The organism is Paraciimarium castrense LEGE 11436 (assembly GCF_056633055.1).
Genome location: NZ_JBSJOW010000006.1, coordinates 210,632 through 228,549 on the forward strand (window position 1 = coordinate 210,632; position 17,918 = coordinate 228,549).

Annotated in this window: 20 protein-coding genes and 1 tRNA gene; 6 read left to right on the plus strand and 15 right to left on the minus strand. The window is 71.0% G+C overall.

The genetic code is table 11. The features are described from left to right. Positions 1-54: 54 nt before the first annotated feature. The 4 genes from psaD to ACWJIO_RS10920 all read right to left on the minus strand — a co-directional run bounded on the left by psaD (position 55) and on the right by ACWJIO_RS10920 (position 4,430). A complete protein-coding gene (gene psaD, locus ACWJIO_RS10905) occupies positions 55-486 on the minus strand; it encodes a photosystem I reaction center subunit II (protein ID WP_480313353.1) in 432 nt (143 codons plus the stop codon). Positions 487-613: 127 nt separating this feature from the next. Beyond that, entirely contained in the window at positions 614-2,011 is a 1,398-nt protein-coding gene (locus tag ACWJIO_RS10910) for a sensor histidine kinase (RefSeq protein WP_480313354.1), read from the minus strand. 13 nt (positions 2,012-2,024) lie between these two features. After that, complete coding sequence (rodA, locus tag ACWJIO_RS10915; protein WP_480313355.1) at positions 2,025-3,302, minus strand: rod shape-determining protein RodA; 1,278 nt, start codon at positions 3,300-3,302, stop codon at positions 2,025-2,027. 9 nt (positions 3,303-3,311) lie between these two features. After that, on the minus strand, positions 3,312-4,430 hold the full coding sequence (locus tag ACWJIO_RS10920; protein ID WP_480313356.1) for an Mrp/NBP35 family ATP-binding protein: 1,119 nt from the start codon (positions 4,428-4,430) through the stop codon (positions 3,312-3,314). 162 nt (positions 4,431-4,592) lie between these two features. On the opposite strand from ACWJIO_RS10920, the gene hemF reads away from it, so the two are divergent. Next, positions 4,593-5,675 carry an oxygen-dependent coproporphyrinogen oxidase gene (gene hemF / locus ACWJIO_RS10925; RefSeq protein WP_480313357.1) on the plus strand — a complete coding sequence of 361 codons (1,083 nt, stop codon included), beginning with the start codon at positions 4,593-4,595 and terminating at the stop codon, positions 5,673-5,675. Here hemF and ACWJIO_RS10930 read toward each other — a convergent pair. Both ACWJIO_RS10930 and ACWJIO_RS10935 read right to left on the minus strand, forming a co-directional pair. Beyond that, positions 5,602-6,456: a dehydrogenase gene (locus ACWJIO_RS10930; protein ID WP_480313358.1), complete on the minus strand. Its 855-nt coding sequence runs from the start codon at positions 6,454-6,456 to the stop codon at positions 5,602-5,604. The genes hemF and ACWJIO_RS10930 overlap by 74 nt on opposite strands. 34 nt (positions 6,457-6,490) lie before the next feature. Beyond that, positions 6,491-7,042: a cofactor assembly of complex C subunit B gene (locus tag ACWJIO_RS10935; protein ID WP_480313359.1), complete on the minus strand. Its 552-nt coding sequence runs from the start codon at positions 7,040-7,042 to the stop codon at positions 6,491-6,493. Positions 7,043-7,150: 108 nt separating this feature from the next. On the opposite strand from ACWJIO_RS10935, the gene ACWJIO_RS10940 reads away from it, so the two are divergent. Beyond that, the gene (locus tag ACWJIO_RS10940; protein WP_480313360.1) at positions 7,151-7,825 is read left to right on the plus strand and encodes a ribonuclease D; all 675 of its coding nucleotides are present in this window, start codon (positions 7,151-7,153) and stop codon (positions 7,823-7,825) included. Between the two features lie 21 nt (positions 7,826-7,846). Here the strand turns inward: ACWJIO_RS10940 and ACWJIO_RS10945 are convergent, their stop codons facing one another. Next, positions 7,847-8,104: a hypothetical protein gene (locus tag ACWJIO_RS10945; protein WP_480313361.1), complete on the minus strand. Its 258-nt coding sequence runs from the start codon at positions 8,102-8,104 to the stop codon at positions 7,847-7,849. Positions 8,105-8,196: 92 nt separating this feature from the next. Then, positions 8,197-9,456 carry a lipid-A-disaccharide synthase-related protein gene (locus ACWJIO_RS10950; RefSeq protein ID WP_480313362.1) on the minus strand — a complete coding sequence of 420 codons (1,260 nt, stop codon included), beginning with the start codon at positions 9,454-9,456 and terminating at the stop codon, positions 8,197-8,199. A 44-nt stretch (positions 9,457-9,500) separates the two neighbouring features. Here ACWJIO_RS10950 and ACWJIO_RS10955 point away from each other — a divergent pair. After that, positions 9,501-9,571, plus strand: a tRNA-Cys gene (locus ACWJIO_RS10955). 26 nt (positions 9,572-9,597) lie between these two features. Here the strand turns inward: ACWJIO_RS10955 and ACWJIO_RS10960 are convergent. Both ACWJIO_RS10960 and ACWJIO_RS10965 read right to left on the minus strand, forming a co-directional pair. Further along, positions 9,598-9,936 (minus strand): hypothetical protein, encoded by a 339-nt coding sequence (locus ACWJIO_RS10960; RefSeq protein WP_480313363.1) that lies wholly within the window; start codon positions 9,934-9,936, stop codon positions 9,598-9,600. Between the two features lie 227 nt (positions 9,937-10,163). Then, positions 10,164-10,334 carry a hypothetical protein gene (locus tag ACWJIO_RS10965; protein WP_480313364.1) on the minus strand — a complete coding sequence of 57 codons (171 nt, stop codon included), beginning with the start codon at positions 10,332-10,334 and terminating at the stop codon, positions 10,164-10,166. Positions 10,335-10,369: 35 nt separating this feature from the next. Here ACWJIO_RS10965 and ACWJIO_RS10970 point away from each other — a divergent pair, with 35 nt between their 5' ends. Further along, positions 10,370-11,350: an aldo/keto reductase gene (locus ACWJIO_RS10970; RefSeq protein ID WP_480313365.1), complete on the plus strand. Its 981-nt coding sequence runs from the start codon at positions 10,370-10,372 to the stop codon at positions 11,348-11,350. Between the two features lie 9 nt (positions 11,351-11,359). Here the strand turns inward: ACWJIO_RS10970 and ACWJIO_RS10975 are convergent, their stop codons facing one another. Together ACWJIO_RS10975 and purM are read right to left on the minus strand one after the other, a co-directional pair. After that, positions 11,360-12,004, minus strand: coding sequence for a hypothetical protein (locus ACWJIO_RS10975; protein WP_480313366.1), 645 nt, complete (start codon positions 12,002-12,004; stop codon positions 11,360-11,362). 94 nt (positions 12,005-12,098) lie between these two features. Further along, on the minus strand, positions 12,099-13,139 hold the full coding sequence (gene purM, locus ACWJIO_RS10980; RefSeq protein ID WP_480313367.1) for a phosphoribosylformylglycinamidine cyclo-ligase: 1,041 nt from the start codon (positions 13,137-13,139) through the stop codon (positions 12,099-12,101). A 413-nt stretch (positions 13,140-13,552) separates the two neighbouring features. Between purM and ACWJIO_RS10985 the strand changes: the two genes are divergently transcribed. After that, positions 13,553-14,056, plus strand: coding sequence for a septal ring lytic transglycosylase RlpA family protein (locus ACWJIO_RS10985; RefSeq protein ID WP_480313368.1), 504 nt, complete (start codon positions 13,553-13,555; stop codon positions 14,054-14,056). A 112-nt stretch (positions 14,057-14,168) separates the two neighbouring features. Continuing rightward, positions 14,169-15,719 (plus strand): bifunctional pantoate--beta-alanine ligase/(d)CMP kinase, encoded by a 1,551-nt coding sequence (locus ACWJIO_RS10990; protein WP_480313369.1) that lies wholly within the window; start codon positions 14,169-14,171, stop codon positions 15,717-15,719. A gap of 46 nt (positions 15,720-15,765) precedes the next feature. Here the strand turns inward: ACWJIO_RS10990 and ACWJIO_RS10995 are convergent, their stop codons facing one another. From ACWJIO_RS10995 to ACWJIO_RS11005, 3 genes are read right to left on the minus strand one after another with little or no spacing between them, the layout of a single operon-like run. Further along, a complete protein-coding gene (locus ACWJIO_RS10995; protein ID WP_480313370.1) occupies positions 15,766-16,257 on the minus strand; it encodes a low molecular weight protein-tyrosine-phosphatase in 492 nt (163 codons plus the stop codon). Beyond that, positions 16,254-16,916, minus strand: a complete 663-nt coding sequence (locus ACWJIO_RS11000) for a HEAT repeat domain-containing protein (protein ID WP_480313371.1) — start codon at positions 16,914-16,916, stop codon at positions 16,254-16,256. Before ACWJIO_RS11000 ends, ACWJIO_RS10995 begins: the two co-directional genes overlap by 4 nt. A 5-nt stretch (positions 16,917-16,921) precedes the next feature. Further along, entirely contained in the window at positions 16,922-17,746 is an 825-nt protein-coding gene (locus tag ACWJIO_RS11005) for a HEAT repeat domain-containing protein (RefSeq protein ID WP_480313372.1), read from the minus strand. Between the last annotated feature and the right edge of the window lie 172 nt (positions 17,747-17,918).

Below are 17,918 nucleotides of genomic sequence, written 5' to 3' on the forward strand. Positions count from 1 at the left end.
CCGCCTTTCTAAGTGTTCAAGACCAACGACCAGACCCTGGCCGAGACGCTCAGCTCAGGCGTCGTAGGTGTTCTTGCCGGTGAACTTGAGGTTGGCGGGGTTGGTGTTGGCGCCGATGGAGCGGGGGTTGTGGCCCACCATCGGACGGCCCTCGTTCACCTTCTCGGGGAACACGCCATCCTTGGGATGCAGGTACTCTGTGTCACCGCCGGGGAAGATCCGGTAGATCTTGTAGTCCTCGATGCGGGGCTTGAACTTGGTGCGCAGCTGGGTGCCCAGGGCCAGGCACTGCTCTTTTCTGGCGAAATACATGATGTTTTCGCCCTCATTCATCTCGGCAGCGCCGCCGGTGGGCAGTTCAAAGGCCTGGGCCTTGGAACTGGTCCAGGTGATGGCGTACTTCTCTTCAGTTTCGGCGGCGTTGAGCAGGCCGCCGGTGCTGCCGATGTACTTGGGGAGTTGACCGCTCAGTGCCGTTGCTGTCATGACGCGTTCAGGTGTCGGCAGACTGTTTCAGGCGGAAACTAGCACCGTGGTTTTGGCGCTCCGGCAGGCGCTGCACCAGTCTTCACACCCGTCAACAAAACCCCTCGAAACTGGGGGCGCCAGCCGCTCAGGCGGCCGGCACGTACACCGGAAAGAACACGGTGAGTCCACTGCCGCTGCGCTCGGTGAGCCGCCCCCCCAGCCGCTCGAACAGCTGCTGGGTGGCCTGGCGACTGAGCTGCAGGCTGCCGGTGCTCGGATCCCAGCTCAGCACCGGCCCCACCAGCTCCCGTCCCCGCGGCGGCGGTTCGCCGGGCACGGGCGCTGGGCCAGCGCTGCTCAGCTGCAGTTTCAGCCGCGCCCCGGCGGGCTGCAGCGCCAGCCGCACGCGGGTGCCGGCCGGCAGGCTGCGGCTGAAGCGGTCAATCAGACCGCCCAGCATCGTTTCCAGTCGCGCCGGGTCACTGAGTACCTGGGGAAGGCCAGGGGTGATCTGGAGGTCCAGCATCAGGTCACGCCGCGCCAGCTGGCGCTGCCAGAGCCCTTCGAGCTGGCCCAGCAGCTCGCTGAGGTCGGTGCGAGCCAGGGGCAGATCGGCTTGGGCCTGCCCCTGGCCCAGGGGGCGCTGCAGCTCAGCCGCCAGAAAGATCAGGCCGAAGCGGTCGATCTGCTCACTGCACTCGCCATCGATATGCTCCAGGCGCTGGCGCACCACGGCTGGCAGGTCGCTGCGGCGCAGCAGGGAGCGGATCAGGGTGCGGATCGTCGCCAGGGGGGTGCGCACCTCGTGGGTGAGGGCCTCGAGCAGGGCCAGCTCGCTGATCTGGGCTGCAGAGCGGTCGAGCGCTGGGGTCTGGGAGGGTTCGCGGCCGGCGACCGTGGCCAGGGGCTGCAGCGTCAGGCTGGGGGCGATGCTGGCCAGCCGGTCGGCCAGCCGGGGCCAGAAACGCAGCCCCAGGGAGGGCTCACTGTGCAGCGGGCCCAGCCGCTGCACGGCCGTCCGCAGCTCCAGGGCGGCGGCCGGATCGGTGTGCTCCAGCCTCTGGTGAATCAGCGAGAGGGCCTCCGAGAGCACCTCAGGGTCGAAACGCACCACCAGCTGGCGCCCTTCGGCCGGCCCGTCCAGGCACAGGGCCACCTGGAGCTGCGGTGTCACGATCACCAGCAACGGGTCGTCGCCGTCGCCTTCCTCCAGCAGCAGCCTGTGGTAGCTGCCGCCAGGGAGGGCGCCATGGCTCTGGCCTGTGGAGGACTGGAGCAGCCGCGGCGGCCGGGGGGGCAGCAGAGTGGCGAGCGCTGCCGGACTCCACACCCAGCCCTGGAGCCGCTGCAGCAGGGCGGGCTCGTAGAGGGCGGGCAGCGGGGCGGCCAGCCACAGCCCGGACACCTCATCAAGGGGGAGCAGAAAATCCTCCTGCAGGGTGGCCAGGGCCGCCCACCACTGGCGCCGCGCGCCGTCGTCCGTGCTGGTTCCCGGGGGGACCCCCGCAGTGAGACAGTGCCGCAGCTGGAGCAGGCTCACCAAGGTTGGGTTCTCCTTACCGGCGGCTCGGCGAGGTTCGGCCCCGCCGCGCCACCGAGGCGCACAGCCCGAGGGCCATGAAGTTCATCAGCATGGCCGAACGGCCATAGCTGAGGAAGGGCAGGGGAATGCCCGTGATGGGCCCGAGGCCGATTGTCATGTTGATGTTCACCACCACCTGGAACATCAGCATGGCGCCAATGCCCACCACCACCAGCGATTCGACATCGCTGCGGGCCCGGCCGGCGATCTGCAGTAGGCGCCACATCAGCAGCACAAAGCCCAGCACCACGAGCACCGACCCCAGGAAACCGGTTTCCTCGCCGAGGGCGCTGAAGATGAAATCGGTGTGCTGCTCGGGGATGAAGCGCAGCTTGGTGAGGGCCCCCTGCATCAGACCGGTGCCCCAGAGCTGGCCGCTGCCGATGCCCACCGTGCTCTGCAGCAGGTGGTAGCCGCCGCCGAGGGGATCCTGGCCGGGGTCGAGGAAGAGGGTGAGGCGATCCCGCTGGTGCGGCCGCAGCCCGTGGGCCCATAGCCAGGGGGTGAGAACGGCGAAAGCGCTCTGCACTGCCACGGTCACGGTGAGCATCACCCGCTTCCAGGGGAGGCTGGTCCAGGCGAGCCAGCCCATCAGCGGAATCCAGCCCAGCAACAGCCAGGGCATCGTGCCGGCGGCAATCGCGCTCACCAGCGGCGAGAGCAGCAGAACCAGCCAGGCGGCGGGCATGCCGGCCCAGAACAGCATCACCAGCAACACGGCGCCGAACACCAGGGAGGTGCCCAGGTCGGGCTGGACGAACACCAGCAGCCAGGGCAGCCCGATCAGGCCGAGCGGTCGCAACAGATCCACGGGCCGCTCCACAGGGTGGCGGGCCAGCACCTCGGCCAGCAGCAGGATCGTCCCGAGCTTGGCGAATTCGGAGGGCTGCACATAAAAACCGCCGATGTTGATCCAGCTCTGGGCCCCCAGGGCGCTCACCCCCACCAGCCGCACGGCCACCAGGCTGGCCACCATGGCGATGTAGATCGGCCACTTCAAGGCCACCAGGCGCTGCACAGGAATCCTGGCCAGCAGCAGCGCCACCGCCAGCCCCACCACTCCAGTGACCCAGTGTTGATACCAGTCGGCGTAGCTGGCCTGGCGCTGGGTGCTGGCGATCAGCACGCCGGCCAGCAACACCATCGCCATGGGAAGGCCCCAGAGCAGCCAGTCCAGATCGGCCAGAGGACGGCGCCGGGCCGAACCGCCCCCAGAGAACAGGCCGCGACCGCGGCGGGTCAGGCTGAGCATGCCCTGGCTTCAGTGGGGGACGGCCGCCAGGGGCGCCAGTTGCTTGGCCAGGGCCCTGAAGCCGCGAGCCGTGGCGGAGTCCGGTGCCGTGAGCACCACCGGGCGGCCGCCATCGCCGGCTTCGCGCACCGGCATCTCCAGGGGTAACTCAGCCAGCAGAGGCACCCCGGCCTCCTCGGCCAGGCGGGCACCGCCGCCGCTGCCAAAGATGGGGTAGAGCTTGTCGGGTGCATCGGGGGGGATGAAGCCGCTCATGTTCTCCACCACGCCCAGCACGGGGACGCCCATCTGCTGGAACATCGCCAGGCCGCGACGCGCATCGGCCAGTGAGACCTCCTGGGGCGTGGTGACCACGATCACTCCTGCCATCGGCACGGCCTGGGCGAGGGTGAGCTGGGCGTCCCCGGTGCCGGGAGGAAGATCCACCACCACCACATCGCGTTCGCCCCAGTCCACCTGGTAGAGAAACTGGCGGATGATGCCGTTGAGCATCGGCCCCCGCCAGATCACCGGCTGGTTGGCATCGATGAGCAAGCCCATCGACACCATGGCGATGCCACAGCTCTGCATCGGCCGCAACACCTGGGCTGCCCCCTCGCCGCTCACTTCCGGGGTCTGGCCGGCCACCCCGAGCATTGTGGGAGCGTTGGGGCCGTAGATGTCGGCATCGAGCAAGCCCACCCGCAGCCCCCCCTGGGCCAGGGCGCAGGCGAGGTTCACCGCCACCGTGCTCTTGCCCACGCCGCCCTTGCCACTGCTCACCGCGATCACCTGTCTCACCCCCGGGATCTCCTGCCGCTGGGGGGGCTGGCCAGGGGAGCCGCTGGGGCCGTGGCCAGCGCCGCCGATCGGCGCCCCTGAAGCGGCAGCAGCAGCTCCTGCTGCCTCGGGTTGGGCCAGTTCGATCTGAACGTCGCGCACGCCATCGAGGTTGAGCAGGGCCTCGCGGGCCTCGCTGGCGATGCGGTCGCGCTGGCTCTGGGCAAAGCCTGGCAAGGCCAGCCGGATCACGGCCCGGTCACCCTGCAGGCGAGGGTCCTGAACCCAGCCCAGCTCGAGCATGGGGCGACCACTGCCGGCATCGGTGAGGCGGCTGAGGGCGGCACGAGCCTGCTCGACAGTGGCCATCCGATCCGCTTGCACAGGAGTTTGATCCTAGAAGGCACATGCCGAGCCACAGGGTGTGCCCGCCCCGGGCCCTGCGCCGTGACAGTGCCTCTCGAACGCTTGATGAGCGGGCCTGCGGCCTGAAAAGGTGAAGGTGTTTCAGGCCCCTGGGGGCACGGTGTGATGGAGAAGGCCAAGGTGACGTCCGGCCCCGACGGCGGTGCCCCCGCCACCCTGGCGTTGGAGCCGCCCCCCGCAGACTCCCGCCAGCGGGCCCGCACCCTGCTGCGGGGTCTGCAGGATTCGATCTGCGCCGGTCTGGAGCAGCTCGATGGCGAGGGCCGCTTCGCCGAGGAGAGCTGGGAGCGGCCCGAGGGCGGTGGGGGGCGCTCCCGGGTGATGAAGGAGGGCCGTGTCTTCGAGCAGGGCGGCGTGAATTTCTCCGAGGTGCAGGGCTCTGAACTGCCCCCCTCGATCCTGAGCCAACGCCCGGAGGCGAAGGGGCACCCCTGGTTCGCCACCGGCACCTCGATGGTGCTGCACCCCCGCAACCCCTACATCCCCACGGTTCACCTCAATTACCGCTACTTCGAGGCGGGCCCGGTGTGGTGGTTCGGCGGCGGCGCCGACCTCACGCCCTACTACCCCTTCCTCGAGGATGCCCGCCACTTCCACCGCAGCCTCAAGGACGCCTGCGACGGGGTGAATCCTGCCTACTACCAGGCGTTCAAGCCCTGGTGCGACGAGTACTTCCACCTGAAGCACCGCCAGGAAAGCCGCGGCATCGGCGGCATCTTCTATGACTACCAGGACCCTGGCGGCGTGCTCTACAAGGGCCAGAACCCCGAGGGTCCGGCCGCGGCGGCGAGCCTGCGCCAGGGGCCGATCAGCCAGAGCTGGGAGCAGCTCTTCGCCCTGGCCACGGCCTGCGGCCAGGCCTTCCTGCCCAGTTACGTGCCGATCGTGGAGCGCAGGCAGGCCACGGCCTACGGCGATCGGGAACGGCAGTTCCAGCTCTATCGCCGCGGCCGCTACGTGGAGTTCAACCTCGTCTTCGACCGGGGCACGATCTTCGGTCTGCAGACCAATGGCCGCACCGAGTCGATCCTGATGTCCCTGCCCCCCCTGGTGCGCTGGGAGTACGGCTACAGCGCCGAGCCCGGCAGCCGCGAGGCCCTGCTCACCGAGGTGTTCACCCGCCCCCAGAACTGGTTGGACGACCCAGCTCTGGACGAGCGCTGCGCACCGCATCAGGCACTGGGCTGAGGGAGCCCGCGGGGTTGGGCCCCTGCCGCTCCAGACCACGCTCCAGGGCCTCCACCACCCGCAGGGCAATGGCGTTGAGGGTGGCGTCCCGGCGCCTGGGGTCCCGCAGGGCCCCTTCCAGCACCCCCTCCAGCTTGCCGATCTCCAGGATGGCGATGCCACGGCGGGGGGCGCCCAGGCCGTTGCGGTAGAGCAGCGGGTAGGAGCCGAAGGCCAGGGCCAGGCTCTCGTCGAGGCGGCTCGGGTGGCGGTGCAGCGGGGGAATCAGGCCCGAGCCCACCCCGTCGGGACCGTAGGCGTCGTAGTGGATTTCCAGGGCATAGCCGCCGGCTGCGGCGTGCGCTTTGCCCACACTCCAGTTGGTGCGTGGGTCGTCGGCGTCGGCAATGGTGCGCGCCGGCGGGTCGTAGAAGCGCAGGTTCAGGCCCCGCTGCCGGCCCAGGGCCACCACGGCCCGCGCCGTCAGCAGGTTCCAGTGCAACTCATCCCTGAGGCCCGGCTGCATCGGCCTGGCGCCGCGGAGCGCCACCGCCTCGCCGGGCGTGCCGGCGCCGGCGATGCCCTGGGAGTCGGCATGGCCGGCCAGCACCAGGATCTCGGTCTCAGTGCCCAGGGGGCGCAGGCCCACCCAGTCGCGGTCGGGGCCCAGCCGGCTACGCGGGCCGGTGAGGGGGTCGGGGGCGTAGGCCTGGGGGGCCCTCGCCGTGGCGCCGGGGGCCAGCAGCATCGTGGCGAGCCCCAGCAGCAGCAGCAGCGGGCGGGCGGCGGCGGAGAAGGCCATGGCGATCAGCAGGGAGGGGGCTCAGCGGGGCAGTTCAGATCGGCGAGCTCAGCAGATTGCCATCGCTGAACAGGCCCAGCTTGGGGCCCAGCTCCAGTTCCAGGGCGATCAGCTCATCGCGATGGGCCCGCAGGCGCAGGGCACTGCCCGTGGCCTGGTCATGGCTGATCAGGCGCAGCTCCACGGTTTCAGGCCGCTCGGCCCGGCGCCGATACACCACCCCGGCCAGGGGGCCCAGCAGGATCAGCAGCAGCGGCCACCAGAGCAGCCCCGGCTGCACCTGGCGGATCACCAGGCCCAGGGCGCCTGCCCCCACACCGCCCAGCAGCGACAGCAGCAGCGCCAGCGGAAGGCTGGAGCGCACCTGGCCGCGAAAGCGCAGGGAGCGCTGTTCGGGGTCGCTGGCCTCCGCCATCCAGCCCCGCTGCAGCAGCCAGGCGCTGAGGCTGTCGAGCACCTCCAGCGGCGGCTTGGAGGAGCGCACCTCCACGGTGGTGGTGCGGTCTTTGCTGGCGGCGCGCAGGAAGAACACCAGCCCCACCGCCATCAACAGGGTGAGCACCAGGGTGGAGCCAGAGGAGAGCATGGTCTGCCGAAATCCCGGACCATTCTGCTGGCGCAGGCCCGGGGCCGGGAAGTCCCGCTGTGCACGTCCAACATGGGGCCTGATCCCCAGCCGCTTGCCTGCCCCTCCATGACCGCAGCTCCCACCAGCAACCTCCCCGCCCCGGCGCGCTTCGCCGTCTTCGACGGTGATCTCGATGCCGCCTGGGCGGAGCTCTACGCCGGCGCCCGTGCCCTGGCGGTGGACACCGAGGCCATGGGCCTGATCCACGGCCGCGACAGGCTCTGCCTGGTGCAGATCTGCGACGACGACGACAACGTGTGCTGCATCCGGCTGGCCCGGGGTCAGAGCTCGGCGCCACGGCTGCAGGCTCTGATGGAGAGCAGTGCCACCGAGAAGGTGTTCCACTTCGCCCGCTTCGATGTGGCGGCCCTGGCCGAGAACCTCGGCATCGCCGTGGCGCCGATCTTCTGCACCAAGATCGCCAGCCGCCTGGCCCGCACCTACAGCCCCCGGCATGGGCTCAAGGATGTGGTGCAGGAGCTGGTGGGGGTGGAGCTCGACAAGCGGGCCCAGAGCTCCGACTGGGGCCAGGTGGAGGACCTCAGCGAGGCCCAGCTGGCCTACGCCGCCGGCGATGTGCGCTACCTGCTGGCCGCCCGCGACCGGCTGGAGCTGATGCTGCGGCGTGAGGAGCGCTGGGCCCTGGCCGAGCGCTGCTTCCAGTGCCTGCCGGTGTTCTCCGACCTGGATCGTCAGCGGTTCCACCTGCTGTTCGAGCACTCCAGCGGAGGCCAGCGCTGAGCGCCTGGGCCCCGGGGGCGTTCAGTCTTCGAGCATGAAGTGCTCGTCGCGGCCCACCGCTTCCAGCAGGGATGAGAGCCGGGCGTGGCTGTCGCTGCTGCTGGCGGTGGCCTCGGTGAGCAGCTCTTCGGCCAGGGCCTGCTTGCCGGCGGTGTCGCGGATGGCCCCGGCCGCGGCCTTCATCTCCACCCGGCGCCGCGCGGCCCCCAGGCTCACGCCCATGGCGCTGGCCAGCCTGGCGCAGGCCGCGTTGTAAGCCCGATCGGGGATGCCTGCCATGGAGTTGCCCGCCGTGGGTGGGTGATCCCCCAGTATCCCAGCCCCTCCTCCGCTGCCCCTGGGCGGATTCCCTCTGCCTCAGCAGCGGGGCGTCAGGATCCGGCCAGGAGTCGCTCCTCCAGCAGCACGGCCAGGCGCTGGCTCCCCCCGGCCGTTCCCATGCGCCGTCGCCCGGTCCGGCCCAGGGTCTGCCGCAGGCTGGGGTTGGCCAGCAGCGTTCTGAGGCGCTCCGCCAGCTGCTGGGTGCTGTGGCAGGGCTGCACGGCACCGCCCAGCAGCCGGCTCTGGCGCCGCGCGAAGCCCGCCTTGAACTGGGGCCCCTGGCCCGGCAGTGACAGCACCGGCACGCCAAGCCCGGCGAGCTGCTCCGTGGCGGTGCCGGCCGTAGCCAGTCCCACCTCCGCCCAGCCGGCCCACTGCTGGAAGCGACCTGGGCCCAACAGCACCTGCAGGGAACCCCTCCGCCAGGTGGCGCTGGCGCCGCAGGCCCCCAGCTCCGGCGTCAGCACGCCCTCCTGGAGGCCATGGCGGCGCAGCAGCTGATCCCATTCATGCGGATCGGGCCTGGCCGCACTCGCCAGCAGCAGCGTCGTGGGGCCTGCGGGCTGCCAGGCCTCCAGCACCCCCAGCAGCCTGGCGGCATTGCGCAGCGATTCCGGCTCCCGGCTGCCTGGCAGCAGCAGCAGCCGCTGGCGCCGGCTCAGCCAGGCCGGCGGCGATGGCTGCGGCTCCAGCCCATCCAGCATCGGATTGCCCGGGGCCAGGGCGGCAACGCCATGCCGACGCAGCCCCCGGGCCGTGAACCGGTCGCGCACCGCCACGATCCGGCAGCGCCGATGGCCCATCAGGGCCCATTCCCAGGGATCCCATTCGCTTCCCTTGCAGGCGTGGTAACGGTCGGCCAGGGGGCTGGCGCCCCAGCCGGCGGGGGGCGCCGAGGCCCAGGTGAAATCGCTCTTCGGGGTGCCGATGAAGCCGTAGGCAGCGCCACTGGCCCAGGCCAGCAGGAGGGGCAGCAGATCCCCCACCGCCAGCAGCGGCGCCCCGCTGCGGCCCCAGGCCCGCACCCAGCGCCACTGCTGCCAGCTGAGCTGGGCCAGCCCGGCGAGCAGGTCCTGGCCCAGCCCCCCCAGGCTCTGGTTGGAGAAGCCGCCGCTGGGCAGGGGGCTGCGGGGCCCCACCAGCTGCAGCTGGCCCGCTGCGGCCGCCGCGGCGAAGGCCCGCCCCTCGCCCACCAGGGGCAGCACCAGCACGGGACGCTCGGGCCGACGCTGCCGCAGGGCCTGCACCACCCGCAGGGCGATCAGATCCTCTCCGTGGCCGTTGCTCAGAACCAGCAGCGGGAGGGGCATGCCATGGCTGATACGATCCGCTCACGGGAGTTTGCTCCCCGGCCGGCGGCATGGCCAAGTGGTAAGGCAGAGGATTGCAAATCCTTTACCCCCAGTTCGAATCTGGGTGCCGCCTCTCCTTGAACTGCCGGGCGGCAGGCGCTAGGGGGCTGCCTCGGCGATCCAGGAACCTCCCTCCCGGCTGCTGGCATCGCAGCGCACGCGGTCGCGTTCCAGCACGCAACTGCCCTGCACCAGATGGGTCTGGGGCAGCCCCATGATCAATCCCCTGTCGTCGTAGCGGCTGTCCGCCACCGTGCTCACCAGCAGCCGTGTGGGCCATTGCGGCTCGCACTGGCCATCCACGGAGCAGCGCATGGGGGGCTGCCCTGCCGGGAGTTGGCCCACGAACCGCAGCTCCTCGGCCGTGGCCCGGGATCCATCAGCCTCCACCAGAAAACGCACCGTGAGCAAGCCGGCCAGGTTCTGATCCAGGCGCACCGCCTGACAGTTCTGCTCGCGTCGGTTGATCTGCAGATCGCACTGGCGGGTGGGGCTGGCCCAGCGCCCAAAGCCCTCGGCCCGCGCTGCCAGGGGCCCAGCCAGGCGCCCAGTCAGGCACCCAGTCAGGCACCCAGTCAGCCCAGCTGCGGCCAGCAGCAGGCCCGTCGCCCCGCCCAGGCAAGGAGCCCTGGCTGCCCCCCCAGGACAGTGGGGCCGGGCCGCCTTCAGTAGCCGGAATCGGCCACGCAGTACCCCTGGCAGCTGATGCCATTGCTGGCGGTGCGGCCACAGTGGTTGCAGAGCACCGGCTCGGCGCCGGCCGCTGGCGGAGAGGAACTGGAACACGGCGCTTCGGCAGGCTGGCTGGAGGAGTCGGGCGTTGGCAGCACGCTCATGGTCGACTCTTTCACCCCGGGCTGGTCCCCACACCATGGCGCATTCCTCCCCGTCCTTGCCCCCCGCTCCCGGCATCGGCGTGGGTACCTGGGCCTGGGGCAATCAGCTGCTCTGGGGCTATGACCCCAGCCAGGACGCCACCCTGCAGACCACGTTCCAGCGGGCAGTGGAGCTGGGCCTGCACTGGTTCGATACGGCCGACTCCTATGGCACCGGCCGCCTCAACGGCCGCAGTGAGCAGTTGCTGGGTCGCTTCTGTGCGGCCCTGCCGCCGCAGCAGAAGGAGCGCCTCCTGGTGGCCACCAAGCTGGCCCCGTTCCCCTGGCGGTTGGGCCGCGGCGGCTTCCGCCGCGCGTTTGCCGCTTCTCGCCATCGCCTGCAGGGGAAGCTCGACCGGGTCCAGCTGCACTGGAGCACGGCCCGCTATGCGCCCTGGCAGGAGGGGCCGCTGCTGGAGGGCCTGGCCGATCTTGTCAGCCAGGCTGAGGTAGCGGAGCTGGGGGTGTCCAACGTGGGCCCGCGGCGCTTGCGCCAGATGCATCGGCACCTGGCGGCCCGGGGCGTGCGGCTCGCGAGCGTGCAGGTGCAGCTCTCGCTGCTCTCGCCGGCCCCGATCGAACCGGGTGGCGTGGCCGAGGTGTGCCGGGAGCTGGGCATTGAGCTGATTGCCTACAGCCCCCTGGCCCTCGGGCTGCTGGCGGCCAGTGGTGAGACGCCGCCCCCAGCAGGAGCCCGGGGGGCTCTGTTTCGCCGCTTGGCGCCCCAGTTGGCTCCCTTGCGGGAGGCGATGGCTGCGATGGCTCAGCGCCGAGCAGCCCCGGCGGCGGCCGTGGCGCTGAACTGGTGCCGTTCCCACGGCGCCATGCCGATTCCCGGGCTGCGCAGCCCCGCCCAGGCCGAGGCGGCGGCCGCCGCAGGCCGTTGGCAACTGGAGCTGTGTGAGCGCGAGCTGCTCGACCAGCTGGCCGGTGGGCTGCGGCGCAGGATGCCCGCCAACCCCCTGGCCAGCGCCTGATCCTGCCGCTCAGACGGAGGAGGGCGCTGGAGTGAGCACCACGGGCAGCACCTCGGGAGGGGGCACGTCTCTGTTGAGGGCCGGGGTCAGACCGCGGGGGGCGGAGGCGCTGGCTGCCGTTTCGGCCTCCAGCTCGGGGCCACAGGCCTCCAGGGCCTCCTGGAGCAGGGAGTCGAAGGTGGCTCCGGGCAGGCGGTGGCGGGCCAGTTCCATGAAGGCCCTGGCCAGTGATTCCCCAGCTGCGGCCCGCAGGGCCGGATTGTTACGCCGCAGCTCCTGCTCCTCGGCGATGGCGCGGATGAACCGCTCGGTCACATCCCGCTTGGTGCTGGCCCGGATGCGGGTGTCGAGTTCGCTCTGGGTGAGGCTGAGCTGGCCCTCCAGTTCAGACAGCCGCCGCAGCAGGCTCTCCAGCACCTCGCGGGCCTCCTTGTCGATATGGGCCAGCTGGCCGTCGGAGAGCCGCGGCAGATCCGCCACGTAGACCTTGCCGTGGTCGCGCAGGGTGAGGAAGGTGGGCCGCAGGCCACTGCGGCTGGTGCCGGGATGGCCCTCCCGCGGTCGGATCGGGCGAATCGGCGGCACTGGACCAGCCGAGCTGCGGCGGCGGGTGATGCGGGAACCGGTGGTGAAGGGAGGCTGCGGCTGATTCATGCGTTCATGCTTTGGACGTTGGCAGTCGGATGGTCTGCAGGCGGAGCGGACAGGCTCAATCTGCCAGCGCAGCCGCGGCTGCGGCTGGTGCCGCTCAGAGCGGCAACCCGGCCACCCCTGGAGCCGCGCTCGGGTCGTCAGCGGCCCTCACCTCTCCCAGGGACCAGGCCGCGTATCCCGTGGCGGCGCAGCAGGCCAGGGCCTGCTCCTGCGCCTCAGGCGGCACCACCAGGCAGAACCCCACTCCCAGGTTGAAGGTGGTCCAGAGGTCGGCCTCCGGCACATCGCCGGCCTCCTGCAGCCAGCGGAACACGGCCGGGCGCTGCCAGCTGTGGGGATCGATGGCAGCCTGGAGCCCCGGCGGCAGGCAGCGGGGCAGGTTTTCCGGCAGTCCTCCGCCGGTGATGTGGGCCATGCCGCGCACGGGGATGGCGCTGGCCAGCAGGGCCTTCACCAGGGCGCCGTAGAGGCGGGTCGGGGTGAGCAGGGTGTCGATCAGGGGGCGGTCCGCACCTGGCAGGGCGGTGTCGACTCCGGCTCCGCTGGCCTCCAGGATGCGCCGCACCAGGCTGAAGCCGTTGCTGTGGACGCCACTGCTGGCGATCGCCACGATGCGGTCGCCGGCCTGGATCCGGGTGCCGTCGATCAGGGCGTCGGCCTCCACCACGGCCACACAGAAGCCGGCCAGGTCGTAGCGCCCGGGGCCGTAGAAGCCGGGCATCTCCGCCGTTTCCCCCCCCAGCAGGGCACAGCCGCTCTGGCTGCAGCCGGCGGCGATGCCCTCCACCACTGCCGCCATCGCCTCAGGGCTGAGCTTGCCGGTGGCGATGTAATCGAGAAAAAACAGCGGCTCGGCGCCGGTGGTGATCACGTCGTTGACGCACATCGCCACCAGGTCTAGGCCTACCCCATGGTGGCTCTGGTGGGCCTGGGCCAGCTCCAGTTTGGTGCCGACGCCGTCTGTGCCTGACACCAGCAGGGGGTCCTTGAGCCCGGCAGGCAGCCGGCAGAGGCCGCCGAAGCCCCCGAGCCCGCCCACCACCTCGGGCCGTCGGGTGGCCTCCACCGAGCTGCGGATGCGATCGACAAAGGTGCGACCGGCCACCACGTCCACCCCGGCAGTGCGGTAATCCATCGCTTTCAGCCCGCGTTCACGGCACTGATCCTCCGATGCCGCCGGCCAGGACGCCGCCGGCGGCCCCAGCCGAGGCAGGGGCCGGCTGGTGGGTTGGCCGGTTGCGCGATCGGCACAGGCTTGAATCAGTTCGGCTTATCACTTTGATCGGATCGGCTGATGATTGCCGTGCCCAGAACAGCTCCCAATCCCAGTCTGCGGCTTGCGAGTGCGCTCTGATCATGAATTCTGATCAGATTCCTTGTAGCCAAAAGTGCCAAAACCCGGCTTGGGTTGCCCTTACTTTGGCGAAGTTGTTGTTCTGGTCCAGGAATTCCGCGGGCCAACGTCCTCCCACTGAAAGCTTTTGCTGGGAGTTACCAATGCTTGCGAACCTCTTTCAGGTTGCTGTTCTGCAGCGAATTTCGCTTGTTATGCGTCGCACTCTTTCCTTCGGGGCTCTGGCCCTCACCCTGGCTGCAGGCGCCATCGTTCCTGCCCTGGCCGCCGATCCCAGCAGCCGCAACGTTGCTGAACCGGCCCAGACTCTGGCCATCCTCGACAGCGAGTTCTCCCCGACTCCCTTCGAGGGGCTGAAGCAGCTCGCCCCCTCGGTTCGGATTGCCACCAGCAACCCCGGTGTTCTGAAGGTGATCCACGGCAAGGCCAGCTGGTACGGGCCGGGTTTCTTCGGCAACCGCACCGCCAATGGTGAGCGTTTCCGCCCCGGCACCCTCACGGCCGCTCACCGCACCCTGCCCTTCGGCACCAAGGTCCGCGTCACGAACCTGCGCAACGGCCGCACCACGGTGGTGCGCATCAACGACCGCGGCCCCTTCGTTGGCAACCGGGTGATCGACCTTGCCCATGGCGCCGCCCACGAGGTGGGTCTGGTGTCCTCCGGACTGGCTCCGGTGAAGCTCGAAGTGCTGCGCTGAGATCCGGCCCGGGACGCGACCCCTGCCTCAAGAGCCGGGATCGCTTCCAGGATGATGCTTCCCCCCGGGCCCCTTCAGGGCCTGGGGGGTTTGTTCTGTTGACTCTCTCTCCGTGCCCCTGCTGCGAACCCGCCAAGAGCTTGAGGCCTGGTGCCGTCAGCAGCAGGCTCCCCTGCACTTTGTGCCCACGATGGGCGCCCTGCACCGGGGTCACGAGGCTCTGATCGCCCAGGCGGCCCAGCCCCGGGCTGGAGCCCTGCCAGTGGTGCTGGTGAGCGTCTTCGTGAACCCGCTGCAGTTCGGCCCCGGCGAGGACTTCGGCCGCTACCCCAGGGGTCTGGCCCGTGATCACGCCGTTGCCACGGCCGCTGGGGCTGCGGCTGTGTTCGCGCCAGAGCCTGCCGAGCTGTTTCCCGGCGGTGAGGCCGAGCTCACGCGCATCCAGCCTCCCCAGGCCCTGCTGCGGAGCCTGTGTGCTCCTGAGCGCCCCGGCCACTTCGCCGGCGTGGCCACGGTGGTGGTGCGGCTGCTCGCCCTGGTGCGTCCCCAGCGGCTGCTGCTGGGGGAAAAGGACTGGCAGCAGCTGGTGATCCTGCGGCGGGTGGTGCGGGATCTGGGTCTGCCGGTGACCGTGCAGGGCTGCGCCACGATGCGGCAGCCCGACGGCCTCGCCTGGAGCTCGCGCCACGCCTACCTCTCGGCCCGGGAGCAGCAGCGGGCGGCGGCCCTGCCCACCCAGCTCACGGCCATCGCCAGGGAAAGCCTGATCGTGGCGCCTGAGCCGACTCCAGTTGTGGCCGAGTTGCGCCGGCGGCTGGAGCAGAGTGGCCTGGAGGTGGAGTACACCGCCCTGGTGGAGGCCCACAGCCTGAAGCCCGTTCAGCGGGTGGCAGGGTTGACCCTGTTGGCGGCGGCGGTCCGTTGTGGATCCGCCCGCCTGATCGATCACACCTTCTTGATGAGCCGCGCCCCGATAGTCGCCATCGATGGCCCCGCCGGAGCCGGCAAGAGCACGGTGACCCGTGCCTTTGCCCGCCGTCTTGGCCTGATCTACCTCGACACCGGCGCGATGTACCGGGCCGTCACCTGGTGGGTGCGCCGGCAGGGGGCCGATCCGGCCGATGCCGCTGCCGTGGCCCCCCTGCTGGTTGATCTCGACCTGCAGTTGCTCGGTGGCGCCGAGCAGCGGGTGCTGCTGGGGGGGGAAGACATCTCCGAGGTGATCCGCAGCCCGGAGGTGACGGCCCAGGTGTCCGTGGTGGCGGCCCACGCCTGCGTCCGCGAGGCCCTCACGGGCCAGCAGCAGGCCATGGGGAAAAGCGGCGGGCTGGTGGCGGAGGGCCGCGACATCGGCACGGCCGTGTACCCCGACGCCGACCTCAAGGTGTTCCTCACCGCCACGGTGGCCGAGCGGGCCCGGCGCCGGGCCCAGGATCTGGCCCAGCGGGGCTTTGGGGTGCCGGCCCTGGCGGAGCTGGAGGCCCAGATCGCCGATCGCGACCATCAGGACTCGAGCCGCAGCATCGCTCCCCTCTGCCGGGCCAGCGATGCCGTGGAGCTGATCACCGATGGCATGACGATCGACGCGGTGATCGAGGCCCTGGTGGAGCTGTTTCGCCAGCGCATCCCCCACGACGCCTGGCCGGATCCGGCGGCGGCCTGAGGCGCGCCGCTGCCCTTGAACCAAGGCACCGCTCCCGGCGACGCGTTCAGTGGGGCCGCAGCGCCTCCAGCAGGCCCGCGCAGGCGTCCTCCAGCAGGTCGAGAACCTGCTCAAAGCCCTCGGGGCCGCCGTAGTAGGGGTCGGGCACCGCCGCGGCCCTGCCCTGTCGGCAGAACCGGGTCAGGGGGGTGATGCGGGCCCGGTTCGAGCCGGATTGGGCCCGCTGGCTCAGGGCCCTCACCTGGGCGAGGTTGTCCTTGTCCATGGTGAGGATGTGATCGAAGCTGCTGATGTCGGCGAGCTGGATCTGGCGGGCTCGGCTGGTGAGCTGAATGCCCCGTCTGGCGGCGGCCGCCTGCATGCGCTCGTCCGGCGGGTGGCCCCGATGCCAGCCGCCGGTGCCGGCGGAGTCGACCAGGAAGTGATCCTGGAGCTGCTCGAGGGCCAGCTGATGCAGGAACACCCCCTCGGCGGCGGGGGAGCGGCAGATGTTGCCCAGGCAGACGAACAGCACCCGGGTGGGTTGAGGGGGGGTCACGGTGTGCTCAGCCGTTGCAGGGCCAATGCGGCCCGTTGGCGCACCACCGGAGGATTGCCGGCCTCGTCCAGCGTCAGCCTGCCCAGGCCGTCCAGGCATTGCTGCAGGGGCTCAGATGCCGCTGGCAGGCCTGCCGCCAGGGTTTCCAGCCCCACCGCCACCGCGTAGCGCACCACCCACTCGCCATCCACGCTGGCGGCCAGCAGCGCCTGAAGGCATTGCTGCTGCACGGCCCGGGCCCGCGGCGGCGGCAACGCCGCCAGCTCCAGCTGGCCCAGGCCCCGGGCGGCGGCGCGCCGCACACTGGCGGCCACATCGGTGCCGAGCGCTTCGATCAGCAGCTCCAGGCCCCGGATGTCGCCGATTCCGGCCAGGGCCCGCACCGCCCAGGCCCGGGCGCCGTAGTTCTCGGCATCGAGCTGGAGCAGGGCTTCCACGGCCCCCTCGCCGATGCTCACCAGCCCCTCCACGGCGGCGACGGCCGCGCCGGGGTTGTTGAAGCCGAGCACCTTCACCAGGGTGGCCGCGGCCTGGGGATCGCTGTGGCTGGCCAGGGCCCGGGTGGCCTGCGCCAGGGCCAGGCTGCTGTCGGCCCGCTCCACCGCCTCAATCAGCTGGTCCAGCTCAGGGCTGGTCTGGGGCTGGATGGCGCTGTTCATGCCGCTCACAGCAGGGCGTCCATGCTGGCGAACAGGGCCAGTTCACCCGGCTCGCCCTGGCCCCGTTCCACCAGACCCCGCAGGGCGATCAGTTTGAGGCTGTTTTCGGCCAGGGTGGCACTGATCGCGGCCAGGGCCGGCCGCCAGCCGGCGGCGCCCAGGTCCATCAGGGCAGCCCGCCGCACCTGCAACTGGGGATGGCCCAGCAGCTCCACCAGCAGCTCACCCCAGCAGGGGTCGCCGCTCAGCTGCAGCAGGCTGCGGGCGGCGGCGCTGCGCACGAGGGGGCGGGGGTGATCGATGAAGGGCCGGACCACGGCGATCACCTCAGGCCGGGCCACGCCGATCTCGCCCAGGGCCTCCAGCAGGGCTTCGCAGGGCTCCTGCAGCCGGGGGCTGCCAGGCTCCTGGGCTCCTGCGCTCTCCGGGCCGCTGGCCAGACGCTGGCAGAGGGCCTCCACGGCCTCCACGGCGCCGATCTCGCCGAGGGCGCGGGCGGCGGCTTCCCGCAGCCCGTGGTCGGCATCCTCCAGGGTGTCGAGCAGGTCGGGGATGGCGATAGCTGAGGCGGGAGCAAGCTTCCCGAGGGAGCGGGCCGCATTGCGGGCCACGGCGTTCTCTTCCACTCCTGCCCCTGGGTCCCGCGGCCGTCGCTGGCCCAGGGCCTGCTGCAGCAGGGGGATGGTGTCGGGGTGGCCGCAGCGCATGCGGCCCACCCACCAGGCGGCGTAGTACTGCTGCGAGGGGTCAGCGCCTTGGCGCAGGCGCGCCAGGGCCTCGGCTTCGCTGATCGGCTCCCCGGCTGGGGCTGCCCTGGGGGGTGCGGCCATGGAACGCGTCCCCGCGGAAGGGGGGGAGAGCTGGATCTGATGATGGCAGTACGGGTGACGGCTGTCCGGCTGGCGTCCTCGCGCCAGGGAACAGGGAAGCCGCCCCGTAGCGGAATTCAAGCAAAAGCCCCCAGATGGGGGCGAGGGAGCCGATCCCCCCCCTTTGGGGGGG

What these genes read in the sequence shown, in the direction of transcription:
- ACWJIO_RS10965 (WP_480313364.1), bottom strand. Translation starts at nt 10,334, where the DNA reads ATGAGCGTGCTGCCAACGCCCGACTCCTCCAGCCAGCCTGCCGAAGCG.
- ACWJIO_RS11005 (WP_480313372.1), bottom strand. Translation starts at nt 17,746, where the DNA reads ATGGCCGCACCCCCCAGGGCAGCCCCAGCCGGGGAGCCGATCAGCGAA.
- ACWJIO_RS10920 (WP_480313356.1), bottom strand. Translation starts at nt 4,430, where the DNA reads ATGGCCACTGTCGAGCAGGCTCGTGCCGCCCTCAGCCGCCTCACCGAT.
- ACWJIO_RS10945 (WP_480313361.1), bottom strand. Translation starts at nt 8,104, where the DNA reads ATGGCAGGCATCCCCGATCGGGCTTACAACGCGGCCTGCGCCAGGCTG.
- ACWJIO_RS10935 (WP_480313359.1), bottom strand. Translation starts at nt 7,042, where the DNA reads ATGCTCTCCTCTGGCTCCACCCTGGTGCTCACCCTGTTGATGGCGGTG.
- ACWJIO_RS10940 (WP_480313360.1), top strand. Translation starts at nt 7,151, where the DNA reads ATGACCGCAGCTCCCACCAGCAACCTCCCCGCCCCGGCGCGCTTCGCC.
- ACWJIO_RS10970 (WP_480313365.1), top strand. Translation starts at nt 10,370, where the DNA reads ATGGCGCATTCCTCCCCGTCCTTGCCCCCCGCTCCCGGCATCGGCGTG.
- purM (WP_480313367.1), bottom strand. Translation starts at nt 13,139, where the DNA reads ATGGATTACCGCACTGCCGGGGTGGACGTGGTGGCCGGTCGCACCTTT.
- ACWJIO_RS11000 (WP_480313371.1), bottom strand. Translation starts at nt 16,916, where the DNA reads ATGAACAGCGCCATCCAGCCCCAGACCAGCCCTGAGCTGGACCAGCTG.
- ACWJIO_RS10985 (WP_480313368.1), top strand. Translation starts at nt 13,553, where the DNA reads ATGCGTCGCACTCTTTCCTTCGGGGCTCTGGCCCTCACCCTGGCTGCA.
- ACWJIO_RS10950 (WP_480313362.1), bottom strand. Translation starts at nt 9,456, where the DNA reads ATGCCCCTCCCGCTGCTGGTTCTGAGCAACGGCCACGGAGAGGATCTG.
- ACWJIO_RS10930 (WP_480313358.1), bottom strand. Translation starts at nt 6,456, where the DNA reads ATGGCCTTCTCCGCCGCCGCCCGCCCGCTGCTGCTGCTGCTGGGGCTC.
- rodA (WP_480313355.1), bottom strand. Translation starts at nt 3,302, where the DNA reads ATGCTCAGCCTGACCCGCCGCGGTCGCGGCCTGTTCTCTGGGGGCGGT.
- ACWJIO_RS10975 (WP_480313366.1), bottom strand. Translation starts at nt 12,004, where the DNA reads ATGAATCAGCCGCAGCCTCCCTTCACCACCGGTTCCCGCATCACCCGC.
- psaD (WP_480313353.1), bottom strand. Translation starts at nt 486, where the DNA reads ATGACAGCAACGGCACTGAGCGGTCAACTCCCCAAGTACATCGGCAGC.
- hemF (WP_480313357.1), top strand. Translation starts at nt 4,593, where the DNA reads ATGGAGAAGGCCAAGGTGACGTCCGGCCCCGACGGCGGTGCCCCCGCC.